Annotated in this window: 20 protein-coding genes; 6 read left to right on the forward strand and 14 right to left on the reverse strand. The window is 46.9% G+C overall.

Features of this window, described 5'->3' with window-relative positions:
• Positions 1–49: 49 nt before the first annotated feature.
• Entirely contained in the window at positions 50–427 is a 378-nt protein-coding gene (gene apaG / locus B0F88_RS09855; RefSeq protein WP_104423774.1) for a Co2+/Mg2+ efflux protein ApaG, read from the forward strand.
• Positions 428–1270, forward strand: coding sequence for a symmetrical bis(5'-nucleosyl)-tetraphosphatase (locus tag B0F88_RS09860; RefSeq protein WP_104423775.1), 843 nt, complete (start codon positions 428–430; stop codon positions 1268–1270). It begins immediately after the preceding gene.
• Positions 1271–1485: 215 nt separating this feature from the next.
• Here the strand turns inward: B0F88_RS09860 and folA are convergent, their stop codons facing one another.
• Positions 1486–1977, reverse strand: coding sequence for a type 3 dihydrofolate reductase (gene folA, locus B0F88_RS09865; protein WP_104423776.1), 492 nt, complete (start codon positions 1975–1977; stop codon positions 1486–1488).
• Positions 1978–2026: 49 nt separating this feature from the next.
• On the opposite strand from folA, the gene B0F88_RS09870 reads away from it, so the two are divergent.
• Positions 2027–3043, forward strand: coding sequence for an asparaginase (locus tag B0F88_RS09870; protein WP_104423777.1), 1017 nt, complete (start codon positions 2027–2029; stop codon positions 3041–3043).
• Between the two features lie 51 nt (positions 3044–3094).
• Here B0F88_RS09870 and B0F88_RS09875 read toward each other — a convergent pair whose 3' ends face one another.
• From B0F88_RS09875 to B0F88_RS09915, 9 genes are all read right to left on the reverse strand, one after another.
• A complete protein-coding gene (locus B0F88_RS09875; protein ID WP_104423778.1) occupies positions 3095–3709 on the reverse strand; it encodes an inorganic pyrophosphatase in 615 nt (204 codons plus the stop codon).
• A 133-nt stretch (positions 3710–3842) separates the two neighbouring features.
• Positions 3843–4676: a thymidylate synthase gene (gene thyA, locus B0F88_RS09880; RefSeq protein ID WP_104423779.1), complete on the reverse strand. Its 834-nt coding sequence runs from the start codon at positions 4674–4676 to the stop codon at positions 3843–3845.
• An 88-nt stretch (positions 4677–4764) separates the two neighbouring features.
• A complete protein-coding gene (locus B0F88_RS09885) occupies positions 4765–6237 on the reverse strand; it encodes a DUF6880 family protein (RefSeq protein WP_104423780.1) in 1473 nt (490 codons plus the stop codon).
• A gap of 4 nt (positions 6238–6241) precedes the next feature.
• Positions 6242–7033: a prolipoprotein diacylglyceryl transferase gene (lgt, locus tag B0F88_RS09890; RefSeq protein WP_104423781.1), complete on the reverse strand. Its 792-nt coding sequence runs from the start codon at positions 7031–7033 to the stop codon at positions 6242–6244.
• A 196-nt stretch (positions 7034–7229) separates the two neighbouring features.
• On the reverse strand, positions 7230–7583 hold the full coding sequence (locus B0F88_RS09895) for a type II toxin-antitoxin system RelE/ParE family toxin (RefSeq protein ID WP_219820820.1): 354 nt from the start codon (positions 7581–7583) through the stop codon (positions 7230–7232).
• Positions 7583–7843 carry a type II toxin-antitoxin system ParD family antitoxin gene (locus B0F88_RS09900; protein WP_104423782.1) on the reverse strand — a complete coding sequence of 87 codons (261 nt, stop codon included), beginning with the start codon at positions 7841–7843 and terminating at the stop codon, positions 7583–7585. Before B0F88_RS09900 ends, B0F88_RS09895 begins: the two co-directional genes overlap by 1 nt.
• A gap of 282 nt (positions 7844–8125) precedes the next feature.
• Positions 8126–11830 carry a hypothetical protein gene (locus B0F88_RS09905; RefSeq protein ID WP_104423783.1) on the reverse strand — a complete coding sequence of 1235 codons (3705 nt, stop codon included), beginning with the start codon at positions 11828–11830 and terminating at the stop codon, positions 8126–8128.
• Positions 11831–12072: 242 nt separating this feature from the next.
• Complete coding sequence (locus tag B0F88_RS09910) at positions 12073–12585, reverse strand: GNAT family N-acetyltransferase (protein WP_104423784.1); 513 nt, start codon at positions 12583–12585, stop codon at positions 12073–12075.
• Positions 12582–12869 (reverse strand): type II toxin-antitoxin system TacA family antitoxin, encoded by a 288-nt coding sequence (locus tag B0F88_RS09915; protein WP_104423785.1) that lies wholly within the window; start codon positions 12867–12869, stop codon positions 12582–12584. Before B0F88_RS09915 ends, B0F88_RS09910 begins: the two co-directional genes overlap by 4 nt.
• A gap of 550 nt (positions 12870–13419) precedes the next feature.
• On the opposite strand from B0F88_RS09915, the gene B0F88_RS09920 reads away from it, so the two are divergent.
• Complete coding sequence (locus tag B0F88_RS09920; RefSeq protein ID WP_146083341.1) at positions 13420–14271, forward strand: hypothetical protein; 852 nt, start codon at positions 13420–13422, stop codon at positions 14269–14271.
• A gap of 14 nt (positions 14272–14285) precedes the next feature.
• The gene (locus tag B0F88_RS09925; protein WP_104423787.1) at positions 14286–15023 is read left to right on the forward strand and encodes a DUF2272 domain-containing protein; all 738 of its coding nucleotides are present in this window, start codon (positions 14286–14288) and stop codon (positions 15021–15023) included.
• Positions 15024–15158: 135 nt separating this feature from the next.
• Here B0F88_RS09925 and gyrB read toward each other — a convergent pair whose 3' ends face one another.
• From gyrB to dnaA, 4 genes are all read right to left on the reverse strand, one after another.
• The gene (gyrB, locus tag B0F88_RS09930; protein ID WP_104423788.1) at positions 15159–17597 is read right to left on the reverse strand and encodes a DNA topoisomerase (ATP-hydrolyzing) subunit B; all 2439 of its coding nucleotides are present in this window, start codon (positions 17595–17597) and stop codon (positions 15159–15161) included.
• Positions 17598–17640: 43 nt separating this feature from the next.
• Complete coding sequence (recF, locus tag B0F88_RS09935; RefSeq protein ID WP_104423789.1) at positions 17641–18717, reverse strand: DNA replication/repair protein RecF; 1077 nt, start codon at positions 18715–18717, stop codon at positions 17641–17643.
• 10 nt (positions 18718–18727) lie between these two features.
• Complete coding sequence (dnaN, locus tag B0F88_RS09940; protein WP_104423790.1) at positions 18728–19828, reverse strand: DNA polymerase III subunit beta; 1101 nt, start codon at positions 19826–19828, stop codon at positions 18728–18730.
• A 187-nt stretch (positions 19829–20015) separates the two neighbouring features.
• Entirely contained in the window at positions 20016–21332 is a 1317-nt protein-coding gene (dnaA, locus tag B0F88_RS09945) for a chromosomal replication initiator protein DnaA (protein ID WP_104423791.1), read from the reverse strand.
• 169 nt (positions 21333–21501) lie between these two features.
• Between dnaA and rpmH the strand changes: the two genes are divergently transcribed.
• Positions 21502–21636, forward strand: a complete 135-nt coding sequence (gene rpmH, locus B0F88_RS09950) for a 50S ribosomal protein L34 (protein ID WP_081466895.1) — start codon at positions 21502–21504, stop codon at positions 21634–21636.
• Positions 21637–21638 lie beyond the last annotated feature (2 nt).

A 21638-nucleotide genomic window follows, 5' to 3' on the forward strand; every position in this document is an offset into this window, starting at 1 on the left:
ATGAAAAGTTACGATGAAATAATCAACATATAACCTATATGATCCAATAATGAACGAAAAAAACAAAATATTAGTTGAAGCCACACCTCATTTCATAGAAGCGCAATCTTCTCCCGATGAGGATCGCTATGTCTTCGCCTACACCATCACCATCACCAACGTCGGCGAAGTGCCGGCAAAGCTGCTCCAGCGCCATTGGCTGATTACCGATTCCAACGGCAAGGTCCAGGAAGTCAGGGGCGATGGCGTCATTGGCGAGCATCCTTATCTTAAGCCCGGAGAGTCTTTTCGTTACACCAGCGGCGCAATGATAGCGACCCCGGTCGGTACGATGCAGGGCGACTATACGATGCATTCCGACGACGGCGACCATTTCCGCGCAGATGTTCCCAGATTTACCCTGTCAATCCCAAGAACCCTGCACTAGATGTCTATTTATGCTATCGGCGATATTCAAGGCTGTTTTGACGAATTATTAAGACTCCTCGATGCCATCTCTTTCAATGAACAGTCCGATCAACTGTGGTTTGCCGGCGATCTGGTCAACCGCGGCCCCAAATCCTTAGAAACCCTGCGTTTTGTCAAATCGCTCGGCGATGCCGCGATCACCGTGCTGGGCAACCACGACCTGCATTTATTAGCCGCATCCTGCGCCCCCAAAATAGCCAATAAAAAAGACTCGCTGCTGCCAATACTTGAGGCGCCGGACAGGGATGAATTAATCGACTGGCTGAGGCATCGGCCGCTGTTTCATTTTAACGATGATTTCTGTATGGTTCACGCCGGTCTTCCGCCGCAATGGGACTTTAAAAAGACCCAAAAAATGGCCTCGCTGGTTGAACAGGTCTTGCAAGGTCCCGATTATCAGGCGTTTTTAAAGCAAATGTACGGCAACAAGCCCAACCTCTGGTCATCCAGCCTGAAAGGCGTCGCGAGGTTACGCTTCATCGTCAACTGCTTTACCCGAATGCGTTATTGCGATGTTAACGGCCGGCTGGATTTTATTCATAGCGGGCCTGTAGGCTCCCAACCCAAGGGCCTTGTTCCGTGGTTTGAAGCACCCAAGCGTAAAAATACCGACATGCGCATTATCTTCGGCCACTGGTCCTCTTTGGGCTATTACGAAGGATCGAACTGTTATGCAATCGATACCGGCTGTCTTTGGGGCGGCCAGCTGACCGCGTTAAAACTGGGAGAACAAGTACAGCGTTTCAGTATCGATTGTCCTGAGGCTAAAAAACCCCGCAAAAATAATCTGGCGGCGGGTTAAAGCTAAATCTTTTTTCACCACGAAGACACGAAGGGCACGAAGAAATAAAACTTCGTACCCTTCGTGTCTCGGCAACTGCTCCTGCGTCGCCTAAAGCGCCTACTTTTGGTGCTCTACCTCCTGCATAATCCACAGGGATGTGGTGAATGCAGATATTGCAGGAGCAAATATCTGTCCGTGCAGCCGTTCGTGGTGGTCTTTTACATGATTTTTAATCAAAGTTTTCGTTTTTCCAGCTTCAAAAAACTGTAGCTGAATTCAACATCGGGATCATCCTGAATATCCTCCCGCTCCACCTCGATCCACTGATCCGCATCGATCTCGGGAAAAAAAGTATCGCCGGGAAACTCCCGGTGTATTTGCGTCAGGTACAGCGTATCGGCAACCGGCAGCATCGACTTGTAAAAATCCGAGCCGCCGATAACAAAAACTTCTTCCGCATCACCGCAACTTTCCAGCGCCTTGTCAATATCGTTAAAAACCAGGCAGCCCGGTTGGCTGTATGACGGATTCCTGCTAATGATGATATTGGTGCGCCCCGGCAACGGCCTGCCTATCGACTCGTAAGTTTTTCTGCCCATCAAAATGGGCGCGCCCATGGTTATTTTTTTGAATTTTTTAAGGTCAGCGGATAAATGCCAGGGCATCTGGTTATTCAGGCCGATGGCCCGGTTGCTCGCCATCGCGACGATAAGTGATATTTTCATTTTAATGCAGTATTCTTTTAGTCATTAATTTCTACCCCAGCATCATACTATGAAAAATATACTGGTTGTATTTACCGGCGGTACTATCGGCTCTGTTGCAACCGGCGGCACCATCAATACTTCCGATACCACATCGTTCAAACTGATACGGCTGTTTAAACAGCATTACGAAAACCACCGGCAAATCCGTTTCGACACCATCCAGCCTATACAAATTTTAAGCGAGAACCTTGCGCCCCGCGCCTGGAAAACCATCATCGAAGCGATAGAAGCCGCCCGGCCCGAGCAATACGACGGCGTCATCATTACTCACGGCACAGACACCCTGGCGTATACCGCTTGCGCATTGAGCTTTTATTTTAATGCGATCAAGATTCCGATACTGCTGGTTTCCAGCGATTATCCGCTGGATCATCCTAAAGCCAACGGGCTGGAAAATTTCATCTGCGCGGTCGAATTTATCCTGCAAAAAATCGGCACCGGAGTTTTTGTACCTTATCGAAACCAGCAGCAAATTACCCAACTGCATCGAGGCACACATCTGGCCTGTTCCTTACAATTGGGCGGCGATTTTTTTAGTGTTCAGGGCAAGAGTTACATGCAATTTGAAAACCGCCGGTTTTCACTATTGAACCCGCCTACACAACAATCTACAACCAAAAATATCCCGGTAAAGGCTGATTTTTCCGAACGCATCCTAATGATAAAACCCTATCCAGGGCTCGATTACGACCGCTTCAACCTGGACCATGTCGATGCGGTTTTGCATGACCTGTATCACTCCGGCACCGCATGCGCCTCGCTGCAATGGGGCGAAAACCATTCATTAGTCGAATTCATCAAACGTTGCGAAAAACAAGGCGTCGCCGTTTACTTGGCTCCGGCGATTAAATCGCCCGACGCCTATCAAAGCACCCAAACCTTAATCGAACAAGGCGCTGAAATAATCTGGAATATGTCGGTCGAAGCCGCTTATGTCAAACTGTTGTTGGCTTACGGCAATTTTGACGATAAGCGGAAAATAATGGATTTTATCAGCGAGGACATTACCGGTGAACACCTCTAGCCGCTGCCGGCAATGCATAGCAGGGAGCAACGATTGCTTCTGCTTTGAGCCTTATTCAGCAATAAAACGGCTTTGATAATCGTCCATGGCTCGCCTGATCACTTCATGCGCTTCATCCCGCCCGTAAACATTGGTTATTTCGCAGGAGCTTTTTTCGCTCGGCAGCTGTTTGTAGGTCAAGAAGTAATGTTTCAAACGGTTGATATAAGATTCCGGGCAGTCCGATACGTCATTCCATTGCCGGTAAAACTCGTCGCCCCTCATGACGGCAATAATCTTGTCGTCGGCCTCGCCCCCATCCAGCAAGCGAAAACCACCGATAGGTATCGCCTGCAACAGAATATCGCCATGCGTCACGCTACGTTCGCTCAAAACGCAAATATCCAGCGGATCGCCGTCGCCCTTGGCAACCTCTTGACCGGACTTTAATTCGGCAAACTCGGCAACCCTTTCTCCGCAATAAGTTTGCGGGATAAAACCGTAAAGCGTAGGAATCGTGTTGGAATATTTTTGCGGCCGGTCGATTTTAAGATAGCCGGTTTCTTTGTCGATTTCGTATTTAACGGTATCCGACGGGACAATTTCAATAAAGGCCGTGACGACAGTCGGCGTATTGTCGCCCGGACTGATGCCGTGCCAAGGGTGCGCTTTGTATTGTATATTCATATGTGGTGGATAGTTTGCTTAAAAAGTAATCATTCGGAAATGACAAAAATAGAACACGGATTAACAAGTTCAAAAAATAAAATCCGTTTAAATCCGTCTAATCCGCGTCATCCGTGTTCCATTAGAAAAACGGCTAAACCGAAATCGGCGCCTTGATATGCTCATGCGCCTGATAATCGATGACTTCAAAATCCTCATATTGATAATCGAATATCGATTCCGGCCTGCGCTTTATTTTTAATGTCGGCAACGGATAGGGCTTGCGGCTTAGCTGCAAGTTAGCCTGCTGCCGGTGATTCAGGTACAGATGTACGTCGCCGCCGGTCCAGATAAAATCGCCGACAGCCAAATCGCACTGCTGGGCGATCATATGCGTCAATAAGGCGTAACTGGCAATATTGAACGGCAAACCTAAAAACGTGTCGCAGCTGCGTTGATAGAGCTGGCAAGACAGCTTGCCGTCAGCCACATAAAACTGAAAAAACGCATGGCAGGGCGCCAGGGCCATTTTACCCAGTGCGACATTCTGCTGCGGACTGATGCTTTCATCCGGCAAATCCGCGACATTCCAGGCGGAGACGATAATCCGGCGGCTGTTCGGGGTTGTCTTGAGCTGATCGATGACTTGCTGAATCTGGTCGATATGCCGACCGTCGGGCGTCGGCCATGAGCGCCATTGATGGCCGTACACGGGGCCCAGCTCGCCGTTTTGATCCGCCCATTCGTTCCAAATATTGACGTTGTGCTGATGCAGAAAGCCCAAGTTAGTGTCGCCTTTTAAAAACCAAAGCAACTCATAGATGATTGATTTTAGATGTATTTTCTTGGTGGTAACCAGCGGAAAACCTTCCGCCAGCGGAAACCGCATCTGATGGCCGAAAATGGACAGCGTGCCGCTACCGGTTCTGTCGCCTTTCTGGCTGCCTTCGGTGTTGATTTTATCGAGTAATTCTAAATATTGCTTCATGCGGTTTTTTTCATAACTATTGGCTTTTTAGATAGGATTCTAAAATTTGACGAGGCGTTTATAGGGGCGAAACTCACCCCCTATAAAACTAGCGCCCCCCCACTCCATCCAGAAGTTTGATGAAATTCCGCTTAGGTTTGAAGCGGACGCGCAACTCGACCAAATAATCCCCGAACTCACGATTCCGGTTCTGGGCAATCATTATCCCACCAATCTTGCGGATGAGCTTAACGGCATCGGCATAAGCTGTATTGTTGGTTTGATTAACGATGTCTGGAATCACTTGCTTATAAAGTGCCAGCGCATCGTCCGCGCGCGTCGGTTCCAATTTATCGGCCAACGCTATCAGCAAGCCCTGATGGCAGATGCCTGCATGTGCCGCCGCCCAGGCTGCATCAAGGTCATCCTCCCATAAAGCGATTTCAACCCGCAATGAATAGTTGGGTATTGAAGGTTTCGGCCTCCAGCGGTTTGTAACCGCAGCTTCAGCGGCAATGACTTCGGCAACCCATGCCAAGGCGCGCTCACGCTGCTCCGGCCAAACGCCAAGTTGCTTGGCAACACCAGACAGTTTTTTGTATTGCTCCAGAAATGCCCGTTCCTCGAACTGCACCCAAGTCAATTGCAAGGCTTCATCGTTGCGCTTGCGTTGCAGATAGACCGCCACCAAAAAATCCCGCAACCGGTTGTCCGTCGCTTTGGGAAAAGCTTGCAGACCGCGTTCCGCCCAGTCCAGCGCCTTATCGTCCTGCCCTGCCTTGACCCATATTTCGGCAATTGTCAGATAGTGGTAAGACATCGATAGATCGCGCGACTTGATCGCCACCAGCTCCTCCACATCGCCGCTCGCCTTGGCCAGCGATTCCATGATACTGGTGATATGGAAACGATGAGAATCGTAAACGTAAGCGTCACCGCTTTGCCGTGGCTTAATCTTGGCCCACTCGACTTCAGCCAATTCCCGATAACGCCGCAGCCCTTCCTCACCGAGCGCATCAAGGTAAGTGACTGCGCTAAAACTGCAAATCCCGAATGGCGATGTCGTCTCTAAACGGAACAAGCGTTCCGCCAGCGCTTGCGGATCGGGTTTCGCCAACTCGCAGGCGCTAAGATGCAAATCGCCAAGTGCTTGTACGATGCTGCCGACCTCGCCATTCGAATCGTCAATCTGTTCCAGAGCGCTTTCCACTCGCTCAATGCCGTATTCGGCCAATCCGATCAACATCCCAGCGCTATCGGGTGTAAGCAGTTCCGCCAGCGATTCCACAACCTGGTCGAGATTAGCCGCAAAGTTGCGGGACTGCCGCCAGTCAATAAAACCCTTGATACGCGTCGCTTGGTCTATCGCCCTGCGAAAGGCTTTGACGACATCGGTTCCGCCTGCAACACGCTGGGCCTTGAGCAATAAAGACTGATGCAACCGGTCATCGCGCTTGGCGGTATCCAGCAACAGCTCGATCAATACCTCGGGAGTTTGTGTGTTCAAATAATCCCGGATATCGCTCCACTGATCGCGGCGTTTCTTTTTTCCGGCTACTGCGCCGCCTGATTCTTTCTGCATCGGTTTACTTATTTGGAATAGTTTTTTTATGCGCAAAATAAAATAACGCCGCGCCGATCAAAATCATCGGCGTCGACAGTATCTGGCCCATAGTCACCCAGTCCAAAGCCAAATAGCCTAACTGCACATCCGGCATCCTGAAAAACTCGACAAAAAACCTGAAGCAGCCGTAAAAAAATAACGCCAATCCGGTAGTCGCCATAACCGGCCTCGGTTTGCTGGAATATACCCAGAGGATAGCAAACAACACGACGCCCTCTAAAAAGGCCTCGTACAATTGCGAAGGATGGCGGGCTAACGGGCCGCCGTTTGGAAAAACCATCGCCCAAGGCACATCGGTGGGCCTGCCCCATAACTCCGAATTGATAAAATTGCCGATACGCCCCGCGCCCAAACCGATAGGCGCCAGCGGCGCGATAATATCGGTCAATTGCAGCATGCTGCATTGCTGTTTTTTGGCGAACAGCCACATCGCGATAAATACGCCCAACATGCCGCCATGAAAGGACATACCGCCCTGCCAGATTTTAATCAGCACCAGCGGATTCTCCAGGAAACCGGCAAAATTATAAAACAGGATATAGCCGATCCTGCCGCCCAGGATGACGCCGAACGCGCCGTAGGTCACCAAATCTTCTATGGCTTCCGGTTTGATCGGCGACCAGGGCTGCTCTGCGCGTTTTTGCCCTATAAACCATACGGCGGCGAAACCGATCAGGTACATCAGGCCGTACCAGTGAATTTTTAGCGGGCCTAAACTTACAGCGATGGGATCAATTTGGGGAAAATTCAGCATAATTGTCGAGTTAATGGTTTATTGAAGTGGTAGTTATCTTTATATCCATCGCACATTAAAATGCGGTATCTGCGCTCCCTCTCCTGCTGGAGAGGGTTAGGGTGAGGAGATTTAATAACCGACAATGATGTGCGAACACTATATTTGTCGTAATTGTATCTTTAGCCGCATCTACCAGCCTAATAAGATTTACCGCTCAAGCAAATGCCGACCGGTTCGCTGGCTCTAACTTGACCTGCATAGCTGCCCATCCTGTCCTGCTAATGGAACAGTGTTTTAATGTCGCGGGAGCTGTGCAGAACCCTGACAATGTCGGCGCATCTTTAAGCGGAAGATAAAAAATCAGATAACTGCCGACCGGAAAACTCCGCAAATCTTGGGCCAGTTCATCGCGGCTTTCCCCTAAGCCCGGAAATTCGGCAATCAGGAAGCATTTTTCTTGGATGGAATCCATAAACTTATCGGCGTTATTGGGGCTGTCCTGTGCGATATGCCACCAAATCTCATCAAGATCGGTTTCAGCCTGGGGCTTTTTTAACAAACGCGGCATTATTTTGTGTTTTCTTTGTCCACAAGCCGTTCACGCCCGCGTTTTTTGATGCTTTCCATGTCCAGTGGGGTCGATTCGCCGCTGTCCATCCCAAGCCTGATCTCTTTTTTCAGTTCCTCAAGGCGCAGGCCGCGAACCTGATCACGTTCCTCCATGAGGCGCAAGGCATCACGGATGACCTCGCTTGCCGAATGGTAAAGGCCGCTGTCCAGCTTGTTTTTGACCAGCTCTTCAAAATGAGGGGTAAGGGAAATGTTCATGGGTTTTGCTCCGCCGCTAAAATAACAACAAATAACAATTTATGTTATTTTTAACGGGAAGTCCACAATAAAGACCAAGCCTGTGAGTGTCGCTTTCTCTATATGCTGGGCAGTTACGTTGTAGGGATTGCGCTATGAGTTGAATCTAAAGAATTAAAGTTAGCATCGAATTGTGTAGGATGCTGCCGACGCAAGGAGGCGCATCAATCATCGCGGAGATGCGCTTTATTTTGTCCTGCGCATCCCACCGAGCTAAAATCATATTAGCCGTTTAAATTTCGATTATGAAAGTGAACGTAAGTACACAGCAAAACAGGTATCTTTCCTAATTGCTTCAGCTTGATCGGACGGTTCTATTCTATCAATGTTTAGGATGTTTATATCAGAGCGCTCCCCAGAATGAATAATAGCCGCTGCAACAACTTCAAGAGCAACGATAGTACGATGCCTGTTTAACCACTCACGGAGAAGTTCAAATATTTGGGCAACCTGTTCACCTTGCTTTAGATATTTATCAATCAAATGCTCTATCCGCCAATAAGCGTCTGACTTTTGAATAATTACGTCTAATTTCTCGAAAAAATCTGTTTTATCAATCAGTGTTTCTTTTCGCCACCGTTCCTCAAGCCGAGAATCGAGATATGTACGTCGGAATTCAAACCAGCCACGATCATTACAGTGTTCCCAGATAAAATGAATATCCATGGAATTCAAATAATCGAGATAAGGGATAAGAACCTCAAACTGGCGAATGTTATTAACACCTGGATGATCGAAAACCTTGATGCCTAGCTGAAAGTGTAGATGCTCCAGCAACTTGCGAGGCTCTGGGCAACTAGAAATGGCCTCTTCTGCCAACTCAATCGAAGTCGGCGAAGCAATATAGAGTGCGTTTTGAACATACTTTCCGGTGAAACGCAGATGCTTCCAATGTTTAATTAATAATTGTTCCGCCGTTGATGCATTTAGTGTCGGAAATAAACCAGCAATAATGAAATCAAGCTTATGTCCGCTGTACCATTCCAATGGAACTTCAGCTCCCCGTTTCTGCAAAGCCACATCAAGCTCAACCGTCAATTCATCTGCCCAAATATGTTTCCCAAGTTGCCACCAATTACCCCATTCATCGTCTTGGAGTTTTTCGATAAAAGCGGGAATTGCTGATTGGTCGCCTCGTTCTAATCTTGCCCTTAAAATTTTGTTAGCTAACGGCTCGTTAGTATCAATTGCATTCAGCAATTTTAAATCATCAGATTCCAATGTTGCCGCCCAAAGCTCGAAGGCCTGAATACGTAAATATTTATCGTTTTCTGTGCTAAGCCAAAGCTGTTGCAATTTTTGCCGCGAAGCAGAAGACATTCCTTTACCAGTGCCCCTTTGTTTACGTTTCCAGTTGCTCTTAGCATGTGAGAAAAAAGGAGAAAAGAAATCGGCTTCCTCTCGTATACGACTCAATGCTGCCAACTCTTGCGCTATAAATGCGACAGCATCGGGGTGATCAACGCCCCGCAACATACAAGTGATAGGCCAACGTAAATCCTCACTGTTTGCCCTTTCGATAAAATAGTGTAAAGCCGTTTCTGGCAAAGCTTTATTAAATGCCCAAGAAATATTATCTGCTGCAAGATTATCCCTTGGTGAAAATGAATCATCCTCAACGCTATTAATGGGCAATTGAGCCCACACATCACAAACAGCTTCAAGCAGTTGTTTGTGATTATCACCACAGCATTCAGCTGCCGCCCATAGATAATCAGCCAAATACTCAATCTTGTTTGAATCTATAGACCAGCAGATAGAAATGCTATTGCCTAATGACGGATCGGCCAAATGACCGGCCAAACGAAGTGCACCGCAACGCATGCCTTTTGAAAGATCAGATTGTTTCAAAACTTCGTCGACTTTTTGGATTAAGCTACTCCCAAACCGTAATTTTGCATGTTCAATTTGGTAGTCTTTCCATGGTGCATCAACTCCGGGTTCAACACAACAACATAGCTGAACACCTGCACTTACATCACCATTGCGAAACCGCGCCATCATGGACGGGAAGGAATCGTCACGAAATTTTTTAGTAAGTTCGATGACATGCTGTGACTCAGTTTCAGATAAAACCTGCAAAGCAGCATATCGCAAGGCATTATTTGAACGATCAAATAGATTTGGAGAAGTTAGCCATTGGTTAATGGCTGTAAGTTTTGCTGTGCTTTGTTTGTGCGAAGTTAACCTGCAATTTTTTAGCGCATAGAACAATGCCAATGGATTTAATGCTTGTATTTTTAAGATGGCTTCACTTGGCACGTTTGTCTCGGTCAAAGCTGCACCTATTACATCCGCAAAAAATGGGTCTGAAAGGGCAGAGTCGTCCATACTTCCTATCTGCAATTGTTCAGCAATTGCATCAGTCAATAGCCATGCTCTAACTCGGTCATGCCGAAATGCTATTTGTTCTATTCCGCACTTGTCATTGAACTGGATAATTTCAGCACATTGAAAAACTTGACGAAATGCAGAAAGGTAATCCGACTGAGCATTTAACCAATTTTTAATTTCCGCCCAACTTGGCTCCATTCGTCGATTGCTTAACATTTCAAGGGCGACAGCGCGTATAGCTGTTCGATACTCGGATACTGTAAAGTTATCAGGCTTTTGGGCTAAACGCTGAAGACTACCATTGATGTAGTCCTTGATTACTTCTTGCGGCTCAGATTTTGCGTCGAAATCGTAAAGAGCTATAAGCAAAGGATCATTACCTAAGGCTAATGCAATCTTATCTGCATCCATTGTGGATAAGTTTTTCCCAAGCAGTAAAGCTTTTTGCTTTATAGCAGCACAAGCTTCTTGCTTTGAAAAAGAACCTGTCGAAATAGTCAATTTATCAATTCGCTTTTTGAGCTCCTCAGAAACCATTGTCAACATTCGAGGCCAGACAGGGCAAATCAAACGCCAACTCGGCGAAGTCACGTCACTATTTATATTAGAGCTTGGTATCCAACCGATAAGTTTCTCAAGTAACTGGGCGGGAGCGTTGGACTTATTTATATCTTCAACGACAATCATAAACGGGTCGTGCGACGAACAAAGCCCAAGTGCAATTCCTCCTATTCCGGCATCCAAGTTAGGTCTTAATCTTCTGAGTTCAGCATCAATCGCTTGCTCTAAAGTTCTTTGTGCTGCCACTATTTCATTAGTTAAAACCAAACCACAGCCACCGTTATCGATATGGCTTTTTAAACGTTTGTAGCAAGTTACCGTTTTTCCGACACCAGACTCCCCAGCCAGAAAACCCATTGGAACTGGAAAGGACTCAATTAACGCTCTGTCAAGAGACCTATCAACAAGACTTTCATTTGAAACTTTTAACGGAAAGGCCTTGATGCTTTCTTCGGAAAGCGTTCGTAGCAGGGATTTCGACAATCGTTGTTCGGCAATACCGAAAAACCGTTTACGAAGACATTCGCCTTCTGGGTCGTTATCGAGATAGTCGGCGATACGAGAACCAGACCAAATATCGATAGTAATTCCATAATCCGCAGCCGCTTTGTTGACATCGCGAATCAAGTCTTCCGGCGGCTCTCGGTTTGTTGTTAATGCTAAAGTAACCGATAGCTCAGGATTACGCTGACGTTCATTTTTCACAATTTCCATTGTCTTTAAAACGTCTCCCGCTGGAGCTGTAGGTTTTGATCCCTGAGCCTTGACCTTCGAAGGATCGTGCAGCCATTTTTTGCGTAAACCAGCTGCTGGGCCTTTCCCATGATGAGCAGCAATCATGTGTGGTGGACTTTTACCAAAAACAAAAGCAATGCCGTCGACTGGTGACTTTACTGTACTCCCATCTGGATTCATTCCCGGATGAGCTAAATTGGCGTAAAGCAATGGGTTTGCTTTCCGTAAAACTGACGTTGCTAGGCGTTCGAAAGCACCCGCATCAGTAATTTGCTCAAGGGCGCGTGTTGTTTGGCTATGATCAAATTTTGCGGTCATAAGGGGCAGTATGTTGGAAACTAATGGAACCAATTCTTCGATTGATTTTGTAAAATTTATGACCGTCCGCCATTATTCATCAAAAAAACGTTTTCTGGATAAATTAAAGCAATCTCATTCAATCTATGAGGGTGATGTTCTCATTGACTTAACTATGTTAAGAAAATCAGATGCTATTCGGTGTGCAAACGAGGCTTTACAAATATGCCATAGTTCACCACGAGCCAACATTTACCTTACTATCAATCAGCCTCAGCCAAAATCAATCGAATTGTTTCTATCGTCATGAACAGAGTCATCGGTTGCAAAGGCGACTCCACGAAACCGCGTGAAAGGTAGAACTGCTTGGCTTGGTCGGAAAGCGCATGAACCAATAAGGCAAACACTCCGGCATCATCGGCGACGTTGACTACCCGTAGCATCGCATCGCGTAACAGTGCCTGCCCGATTCCCTGATTGTGGTAGCGCTTATCGACGGCGAGCCGACCCAGCAGCAGGACCGGCAACGGGTTGGGCATGTTGCGCGGCATCGTCTTCGGTGCGCCCTCGTGGCTGATCGCTCCGGCCGACAGGCTGTAGTAAGCAATAACATCAGCACCGGTACACAACACGAAGCAGCGGGAAGCGCCGGAGGCATGATGCTTAAACGCGCGTTTTTTGAACCATTGGTTTAGGGATGATTCGCCGCTGTCGAAACCTGCCAACTCATGATTAGCCGTGATCGGCTCGGGCGGTGTGAAATCAAGCGCGCTCATTTCTCCCAAGGCGCTTTGGTCTTGAGCAGCCAGCGTAGTTTGTCAGTCGGCGGCAATGGCTGATCAAGCAGTGCCTGAAATTTAGCAAAGGCGCCTTCATCGACGGTAAAGAATGCTTGGCCGAGCAGCACGTCTTCCGCTTCACGGCAGGCGGCTTCAAGCATGAAGTCTGAGCGGCTGCGACCCAGGCGACTTGCGGCTTGGTCGATAAGATCGCGTTGTCTGGCCTTAGCGCGGATGTTGATGGAAACGGAAGCCGCTTCTTTGGCTTGTGCATTTGGCATGGCGATACTCCTTTGTATGCAGCCTGAGCATATATTATTGTATAGAAGGTTACAACACAGGCAGCCCTATTTCCCACGCCCCGCTCTCATCGTTGTGAACAAGTGGGTGCCTCGAAAAACCTGTTCCGTTCATGCTTCGACAAGCTCAGCACGAACGGAACAGGTTGATTATCCTAGAGCCGTTCGCATTGAGCTTGTCGAAATGCGAGGTTTTTCGAGGCTCCCAAGTATTTCAAAGCACGTCAGGTTATACTTCTGACGATCTTCGGGTTAATGCAAATCCATTCCGGCCAGATTTGTGCTGGAATGACGGTATAGCGCATTACTGTTTTTAGATAATATGTTCTAACTTAACTGGTAAAATTGACCTGATTAGCAAGCTGCTTCAGCTAATTCCAAAACCGTCGTTCCGGCAGGGATTGCCGGAACCCAGATACCATGGATGGCAGGCTGAATCACATCCCTGTGTTCTGGATACCGGCAATCCCTGCCGGTATGACGACTTAGCTGAAGCATCTTGCTAATCAGGTAGTTTTTTGGAGCCAAAACCATGTCAGATAATTATCGCACTCGCCAAACACTTTCTCGACTCTGCGCTCTGCTGCTCTATTTCATCGGATTCTCATGTTATTCCTCTTCACTAACATTCGTTGACAATGGCCATATCGCCAAAACGATGGAGACCGATGAACTGGTTCAAAGCGGTGGAATAAAGACGTTAACCGCAAACAACCCGACCGATTTGACAATCAAATCTTATCAAGGCGTTTCGTTAATCCCGCTGTTGGACGCCGTTTTTAATTCAGAGTGGAAAAACCGCGACGCGATTAAATTTACAGCATCGGACGGATACCAACCTATCATCCCCATTAGCGTCATCCTCAAGCACAACGGGATCATCGCCATAGGCGAAAACGGTCAACACGGGTTTTCGCAGCTGCTTAGAAACAATCGGGAGACCGTCGATCCGGGGCCATTTTTTTTGGTGTGGGAAAATATCCAAGACATCGCCGCCAAAAATGAACCTTGGCTCAGTTGGCCGTGGCAATTAACGACCATCGAATTAACCTCATTCGAGCGGGAATATCCGCAATCAACGCCGCCCGCCGCCAGCCAGGAATCTGTTAAAAAGGGGTTTTTGGCATTTCGGCAACATTGCATAAAATGCCATGCCATTAATGGTGATGGCGGCAATATCGGACCGGAACTCAATTATCCCGTCAGCGTTACCGAATACTGGCAGCCTGAATGGCTGGTCAGATTTATCGCCGATCCGCAAAGCGTGCGGGCAAACAGTAAAATGATCCCGTTTTACCGTGATGTCGGTAACCGAGGGGAACTCATCGCTGATATTGTCGAATATCTGAAAGTGATGGCAAGCAGAAAACCGTTGAATCGTTAGAGGAGTCGATTGCCATGCCTTATTTTCTACTCAGTATTGTTTTGCTTGTTAATGGCTGCGCTCTACTAAAGCAAGGTGAAATGCCTGCCATTACCGCCGATGACAATGTCAGCCCATCGTTTGTTATTCCTAACGTTAGAGATCGGATGCTGTACCTTGCCCGCCAGGAATGGGAATTGTTCGGCCGTCCCGAAGTCAATTACGATATTGAGCCGCCTTCACTCACTTATCCAAGTGAAGCAAGCCATGGTCATGAAACTCTACCGCCTTTTTTCAGCCGGATTTTCATGTATTGGTATGCTGTGACAGACCTACCGATAATCGGGCATGAAGGGGAGATTAGACCCTGGTCGGGCGCTTTTATTGTCTGGCTAGCCCGAAGCGCAGGCGTGCCTGAAAGCGATTTGCCTTCTACCGTTTTGCATTGGGATTATATTGAGCATGTGATGTCGGCCGGTTCCGAAGACAGGTTTGTAAGCCATGACATCAGCACTTATGCCCCTAAACCCGGAGACATTATTTGTACGCCACGGGGTGAAGCTTTTATCCAGTCAATTCGCAGCTATAACGATCTAAGACGCGGGGCTTACCACTGTGATTTAGTGGTTGCACAACGGCCTGGAGAGCTTGACGTAATAGGCGGCAATGTCCTGGATGCGGTCACTTTAGCCCATATCAAACTGGACGGAGCGGGAAAGGTGCTGCCCACAAAAACCAGGCCATGGTCGTTGGCGATAGAACAGCGAAATTAAAATACGAGTATCAGAATGGATGCATCAATCAACCAGGCAAACCATAAGGTCGGCCCGGTTGTTAAAGCGCCGTTAGATTTTTAAGCGTCAGTTAAACTGACGGAGTTTTTCACCGACTCTGTGATTCGACCATGATCACACGTCCAGATTGGTCACATCCAACGCATTCTTAACGATGAAATCCCGCCGCGGCTCGACCACATCGCCCATCAGCGTGGTAAAAATCTCATCGGCTGCAATCACGTCTTCGATCCTGACTTGCAGCAAGCGTCGGTTATTTGAATCCAGCGTGGTTTCCCAGAGCTGTTCCGGGTTCATTTCGCCCAGACCTTTATAACGCTGGATATGCTGGCCTTTTTTGATTTCCTTCATCATCCATTCAAAAGCCTGTTTAAAGTTGCTGACCGGCTGCTGTCTTTCGCCCATTTGCATGAATGAGCCTTCGTTAAACATGCCCGCTGTGTCTGCCGCATATTGCGCGATTTTTTGATAATCCTTGCCGTTGAAAAATGTCGAAGGCAATACGAAGGTTTTGGTTATTGCGTGCAGGCGCTTGTTAACCACGACGGAAAAATCAGTGCTTGATTTGTAATCCAGCTCAACGGTGTATATCGCCTTGCTGTCGCAATCGGTCAGTTTCTGCTCCATGTTGGCAAACCAAGCCGCAAGCTTTTGCTGATCCTGTTTGAGTTCATCGCTGATCACATCCATATAGGCAAACTGCTCCAGGAAAACTTCATCGTAACGTCTGGACAAGCGATTATTGATACCGTCTACTTCGGTGAACAATTTAGCCAGTTTTTCCAGGCCCTGGCCTTGAATCGGCGGAGCGGATGCATCGGTGAAAAGCTGGGCTTTATCCAAGGCCAGTTGAATCAGGTATTCATTCAATTGGGCGTCGTCTTTAACGTAATGCTCTTGTTTGCCTTTCTTAACTTTATACAAAGGCGGCTGGGCGATGTAGATGTAGCCTTTTTCGACGATCTCGGGCAATTGACGGTAAAAGAACGTCAGCAACAAGGTTCTGATATGCGAGCCGTCGACGTCCGCATCGGTCATAATGATAATACGGTGGTAACGCAGCTTGTCCAGGTTGTATTCGTCCTTGCCTATGCCGCAGCCCAACGCGGTAATCAATGTTCCGACTTCTTCCGATGAAATCATTTTATCGAAGCGGGCTTTCTCTACGTTTAGGATTTTCCCCTTTAGCGGCAGGATGGCTTGGGTGCGGCGGTCCCTACCCTGTTTGGCCGATCCGCCCGCAGAATCCCCTTCCACCAGGAACAGTTCGGATAACGCCGGATCTTTTTCCTGACAATCCGCCAGTTTGCCCGGCAATCCGGCAATATCCAGCGTGGTTTTGCGACGGGTCATTTCACGCGCTTTACGCGCCGCTTCCCTGGCACGGGCCGCATCGACAATCTTGCCGACGATGGCTTTGGCTATTTGCGGTTTTTCCAGAAGAAACTCCTGTAGCTTCTCGTTCATCGTCGATTCGACCAGCGGCTTTACTTCCGATGAAACCAACTTATCCTTGGTTTGCGAGGAAAACTTAGGGTCAGGCACTTTAACCGACAGCACGGCGGTCAAACCTTCCCTTGCATCATCGCCGGTGGTTTGTACCTTTTCTTTTTTGGCTAAGCCGCTGGATTCAATGTATTGATTGATGGTCCGGGTCAGCGCGCTCCTGAAACCGGCCAAGTGGCTACCGCCGTCGCGTTGCGGAATATTGTTGGTGTAGCAAAACACATTCTCCTGATAAGAATCATTCCACTGCATGGCTATTTCAACCGTGACGCCTTCTTTTTCCGCTATGAAATGAAATACCTCAGGAAACAGCGGCGTTTTGTTTTTATTAAGATGAACCACAAAAGCGCCTATGCCGCCTTCAAATTCAAATACGTCCTGTCTGTCGGAGCGCTCGTCTTCAAGACTGATGCGCACGCCGGAGTTCAGGAAGGATAATTCTCTGAGCCTTTTTGCCAGGATGTCGTAATGGAACTCGACATCGGTAAACGTCTCGGCGCTGGGTTTAAAATTAATCTTAGTGCCTGAGCCTTCGGCAGGCCCTACTGCGGCCAGCGGGGCGACCGGCTCCCCCATACGGTACTGCTGCTTGTAAAGCTGGCCGTTCTTGCGCACTTCGAGATTCAACTCTTCGGATAAGGCATTAACCACCGATACACCCACCCCGTGCAGGCCGCCGGAAACTTTATAAGCGTTATCGTCAAACTTACCGCCAGCATGCAGCACTGTCATAATGACTTCCGCCGCCGACCTACCCTCTTCTTTATGAATATCGACTGGAATACCCCGGCCATCGTCAGAAACTGAGACCGAACCATTACTGTGAATAACGACTCTGACCTCTTTACAGTAACCCGCCAAAGCCTCATCGATCGAATTATCGACGACTTCAAAAACCATGTGATGCAAGCCGGAACCGTCATCCGTGTCTCCGATATACATGCCCGGTCGCTTTCTTACCGCATCCAGACCTTTTAACACTTGGATATTGGTGCTGTCGTATTCAGGCTTAGCCGTTTCGACAACTTGATCACTGGGGTTACTCATGATTATTTCTTTCCTGTTGGTTGCGAATGTTCCACGTGGAACATTACACGGGTTTTATGGAGCCTTGTTCCACGTGGAACATTTTGTAATTCTCTATCTGGCTTAAATCGCCAAAATCTTGTGCTTCCGTAGCCGTTATAAATACCTGACATGCCATTTCCGACAAATAACGCAGTAATTTAGCTCGGTTAATAACATCAAGTTCGGCTGCAAAATCGTCAATCAATATGCAGCCTGTCTGACTTTGCTCGTTGGCAAGCAACTGAACCTGGGCCAGTTTCAAGCTCATGACCAATAATTTCAATTGGCCCCGCGAAACAAAATCCTTTGCTAACCGGTTATTGACTAATAATTGAAAATCCCCGCGATGCGGCCCGCTATGGGTAAATCCGTAGCGCAAGTCTTTATCCAGGTCTTCAATCAGAACGCGGTTAAATTCCTTAGCCGTATCCCAACCTGATACGAGCTTCAGGTCGATTCCATCAAGAGTGAGGAATCTGCCGATAATCTCGATAAAAACAGGCTGGAATTTTTCTAAATATTGCTGACGGTAGCTGTCGACTATTGTACCGTAATAAACGAGTTCTTTATCCCAAACATTGATTTGCTCAAGCCGCCTTGTTTTTAACAGTGCGTTGCGTTGGGACAAGGCTTTTTTAAATCTACGCCATGCAGGCAAGAAGTTTTGATCATTATTGAAAACGCCCCAGTCTAAAAACTCTCTTCTGATTTGCGAACCGGCATCGAGTAATTCGTAGCTTTTTGGATGAATAAGCTGTAACGGCAAGGCATAGGCTAAATCCGAACGTTTTTGCTTCGCTTGCTGGTTAATATGGATTTCAATATTTTTACCATCCAGTTGTATGCCCAACTGAACATGGTTGCCGTTTGTCTGCAAAGTTTGCGCAGAAACAACCAGCTGGTTTTTGGCGAAATTGATGACGGACTTGATAGCGGAACAACGAAAAGATTTGGCTCGCCCCAAGATAAAAATAGCTTCAAGCAGTGCGCTTTTGCCGCTGGCATTTTCCCCGACAATAAAATTAATTGCCGGAGAAGGATTAATCGATTCTTTTTGGATATTCCTAACTGCGTAAATATCCAGTTTCAACAAACTCATTACTGCGCTATTACAGTCTCATGGGCATAACGATAAATTTATACCCGCAATCGCCAGGTTCATCTATAAAACAACTGCTGGCGTTGCTGGCAATCGTCAGAACCGCAAGCTCGGAATCCAGGTTTGAAACCGCATCCAATAAATACTGCGCATTAAAAGCAATCGTTAAAGGTTCGCCCGTGTATTCAATAACCAATTCTTCCTCAGCTTCGTCATGCTCAGGATTATGCGTACTCATTTTCAGACTGCCGGGGCTGATGTCAAAAGTCACACCTTTGAATTTTTCATTCGCCAAGATAGCGACGCGAGTCAGCGCCTCTTTTAAAAACTGTTTTTGAATATGAATCTGGTTAAAAAATTCCTGCTGGAAAACTTTGCCGAAATCAGGATATTTTGAATCGACCAGTTTTGCCGAGAAAATCAGGTTCTTGATAAAAATTCTAATGTTGTTGCTGGAAAACTCCACCTTCAATTCGGCTTCGGGATCGTCAAGCAACCGGCTCAATTCCAATACGCCTTTTCTGGGCAGAATAATTCTGGATTCAAAGCCGGTCGGCTGGTCCAGATTGTCCTCATAAATGGACAAACGGTGTCCGTCGGACGCAACCAGCTTCAACTTGCTGTTGGATACATTAAGCAGCAAGCCGTTCAAGTAGTAACGAACATCCTGATTAGCCATGCAGAATACGGTCTTATCCAGTGCTTTTTTAAATTTACCGGCATTGATAAATAAATGGTTCTCTAATTCGGACTCTGCAAATTCAGGATAATTATCCGCGGGTAAACAACTCAAAGAAAAACGGCTGCGGCTGGAAGCAATTTTTACTTTATCGTCCTGCAACTCGAATTTAATTTCAGCTCCGTTAGGTAACAATCTGCAAATATCCAGAAATTTTCTGGCCGGTACGGTGATCGAACCCGGATCGGCTGTTGCGATATTAATTTTGGCGATGATCTGAATTTCAAGATCGGTACCCGTCAAGGTCAGTTGGTCGCCTTCGATAACCATCAAGACATTGGAAAGAATAGGCATGGTTTGCCTTTTTTCGATCACGCTGACTATTTGCTGCAAAGGAAGCAGGATTTCTTCTCTATTAATAATAAATTTCATAAAAGAATATTTTTATATTATTACTACTAGCTTAAAAGGAAACTGTTGAAAACAGGTTTTTATCCTTAATAATCAATTAGCTGGGTTGTTATAAACAATGTGGTTAAAGGTGCATTTTAAAGTGTATCGCTTGTTGCTAAATAAGGGCCGTCAGAAAAAATACATTTTATCCACAGGTTGCTCCCTGTTAATGCGACAGGGTTCTCAACAGGTTGGAATAATCTTCGGCAATCTTGTTATCGGCTTCTTTTAATTCGGTAATCCGTTTGCAGGCATTCATTACCGTGGTGTGATCGCGGCCACCGAATGCGTCGCCAATTTCAGGAAAACTGTGTGATGTCAGTTCCCTAGCCAGCGACATAGCCATTTGCCTTGGCCTGGTAATGGATTGCTTTCTGTTTTTAGAAGATAAATCGGCAACACGAATTTTAAAATATTCGGCAACCGTTTTCTGGATATTGTCGATATTAACCAATTTATCCTGCAAAGAAATCAGATCATGCAGCGCTTCCTTGGTAAATTCGATGGTAATTTCACGGCCGGTAAACTGGGCGTTGGCAATGACCCTCCGTAAAGCGCCTTCCAGGTCCCGGACATTGGAAGGAATCCGTTTAGCGATAAAGAAGGCCACATCTTGAGCCAGTTCAATATTAACCAAAGCGGCTTTCTTCATTAAAATAGCGGCCCTGGTTTCCATGTCGGGCGGTTCGATCAAAACAGGAAGACCCCAGCCGAACCGGGACTTCAACCGGTCTTCAAGGCCTATGATTTCCTTAGGGTATTTATCGCAGGTTAAAATCACCTGATGCTTCTTCTCCAATAGCGTGTTGAAGGTGTGGAAAAATTCTTCCTGAGAGCGTTCCTTGCCGGCAAAGAATTGAATATCATCAATTAAAAGAACATCAACGCCGCGATAGAATTCCTTAAAGGCATTGATCGCATTTTGCTGCAATGCTTTAACCATATCTTGGACGAACTTTTCGGAGTGAAGATAGACGACATTCGCGGAAGGATTTTTCTTTAAAACGGCGTTGCCTATCGCGTGCATCATATGGGTTTTGCCCAAACCCGAACTGCCGTAAATAAGTAATGGGTTATAAGCCTTGCCGATGTTCTCGGAAACCTGCATTGACGCAGCCCTTGCCAACTGATTGGATTTACCCTCAACAAAGTTATCGAACGTAAACGCCTTATTGAGATAGTTTGGGCTGGCTTTTTGAGTTCCGGCAGGTTTCGCTATTTTTGTTGCGGCGGCAACGGACGATGTTTTGGAGCCAATTTCCAGGCTCAAATTTAATGTACCGTTGGAAAATTCGTGAATGGTTTCTTCAATTTTTGCAAAATGATGCTCTTTAACCCAGTCCAACACAAAGCGGTTCGGAGCTAATAATTTTATTTGTCCATCGGTTTCAACCGCCTGAAGGGGCCGTATCCATGTACTGAAGTCAGAACCTGAAATTTCGTTTTCAAGTTTAGAAAGACAGCTATTCCAAATTGAGCTCATTATTAAATAGTAAAAAGTTGATTAATGTAATAAAGTTTGCTGCTTTGTTATCACTATACAGCAATAAAACATTGCGCTACAGAATTGACAGGCCTAGTGGTTTATTTTATCATCCGCTGTCTTTTTTATCTGTTTTTGTTAACACTCATCCGATCAGGCCTTAAGTAAAATGAAAAGAACATACCAACCAAGTAAAATCAAACGCGTAAGAACCCACGGTTTTCGTGCAAGAATGGCGACAGTAGGCGGCCGTAAAGTTCTCAATGCTCGCAGAGCGAAAGGTCGCGCCCAGTTAACCGTTTAGTT

Source organism: Methylobacter tundripaludum (genome assembly GCF_002934365.1).
Taxonomy (GTDB): Bacteria; Pseudomonadota; Gammaproteobacteria; order Methylococcales; family Methylomonadaceae; genus Methylobacter_A; species Methylobacter_A tundripaludum_A.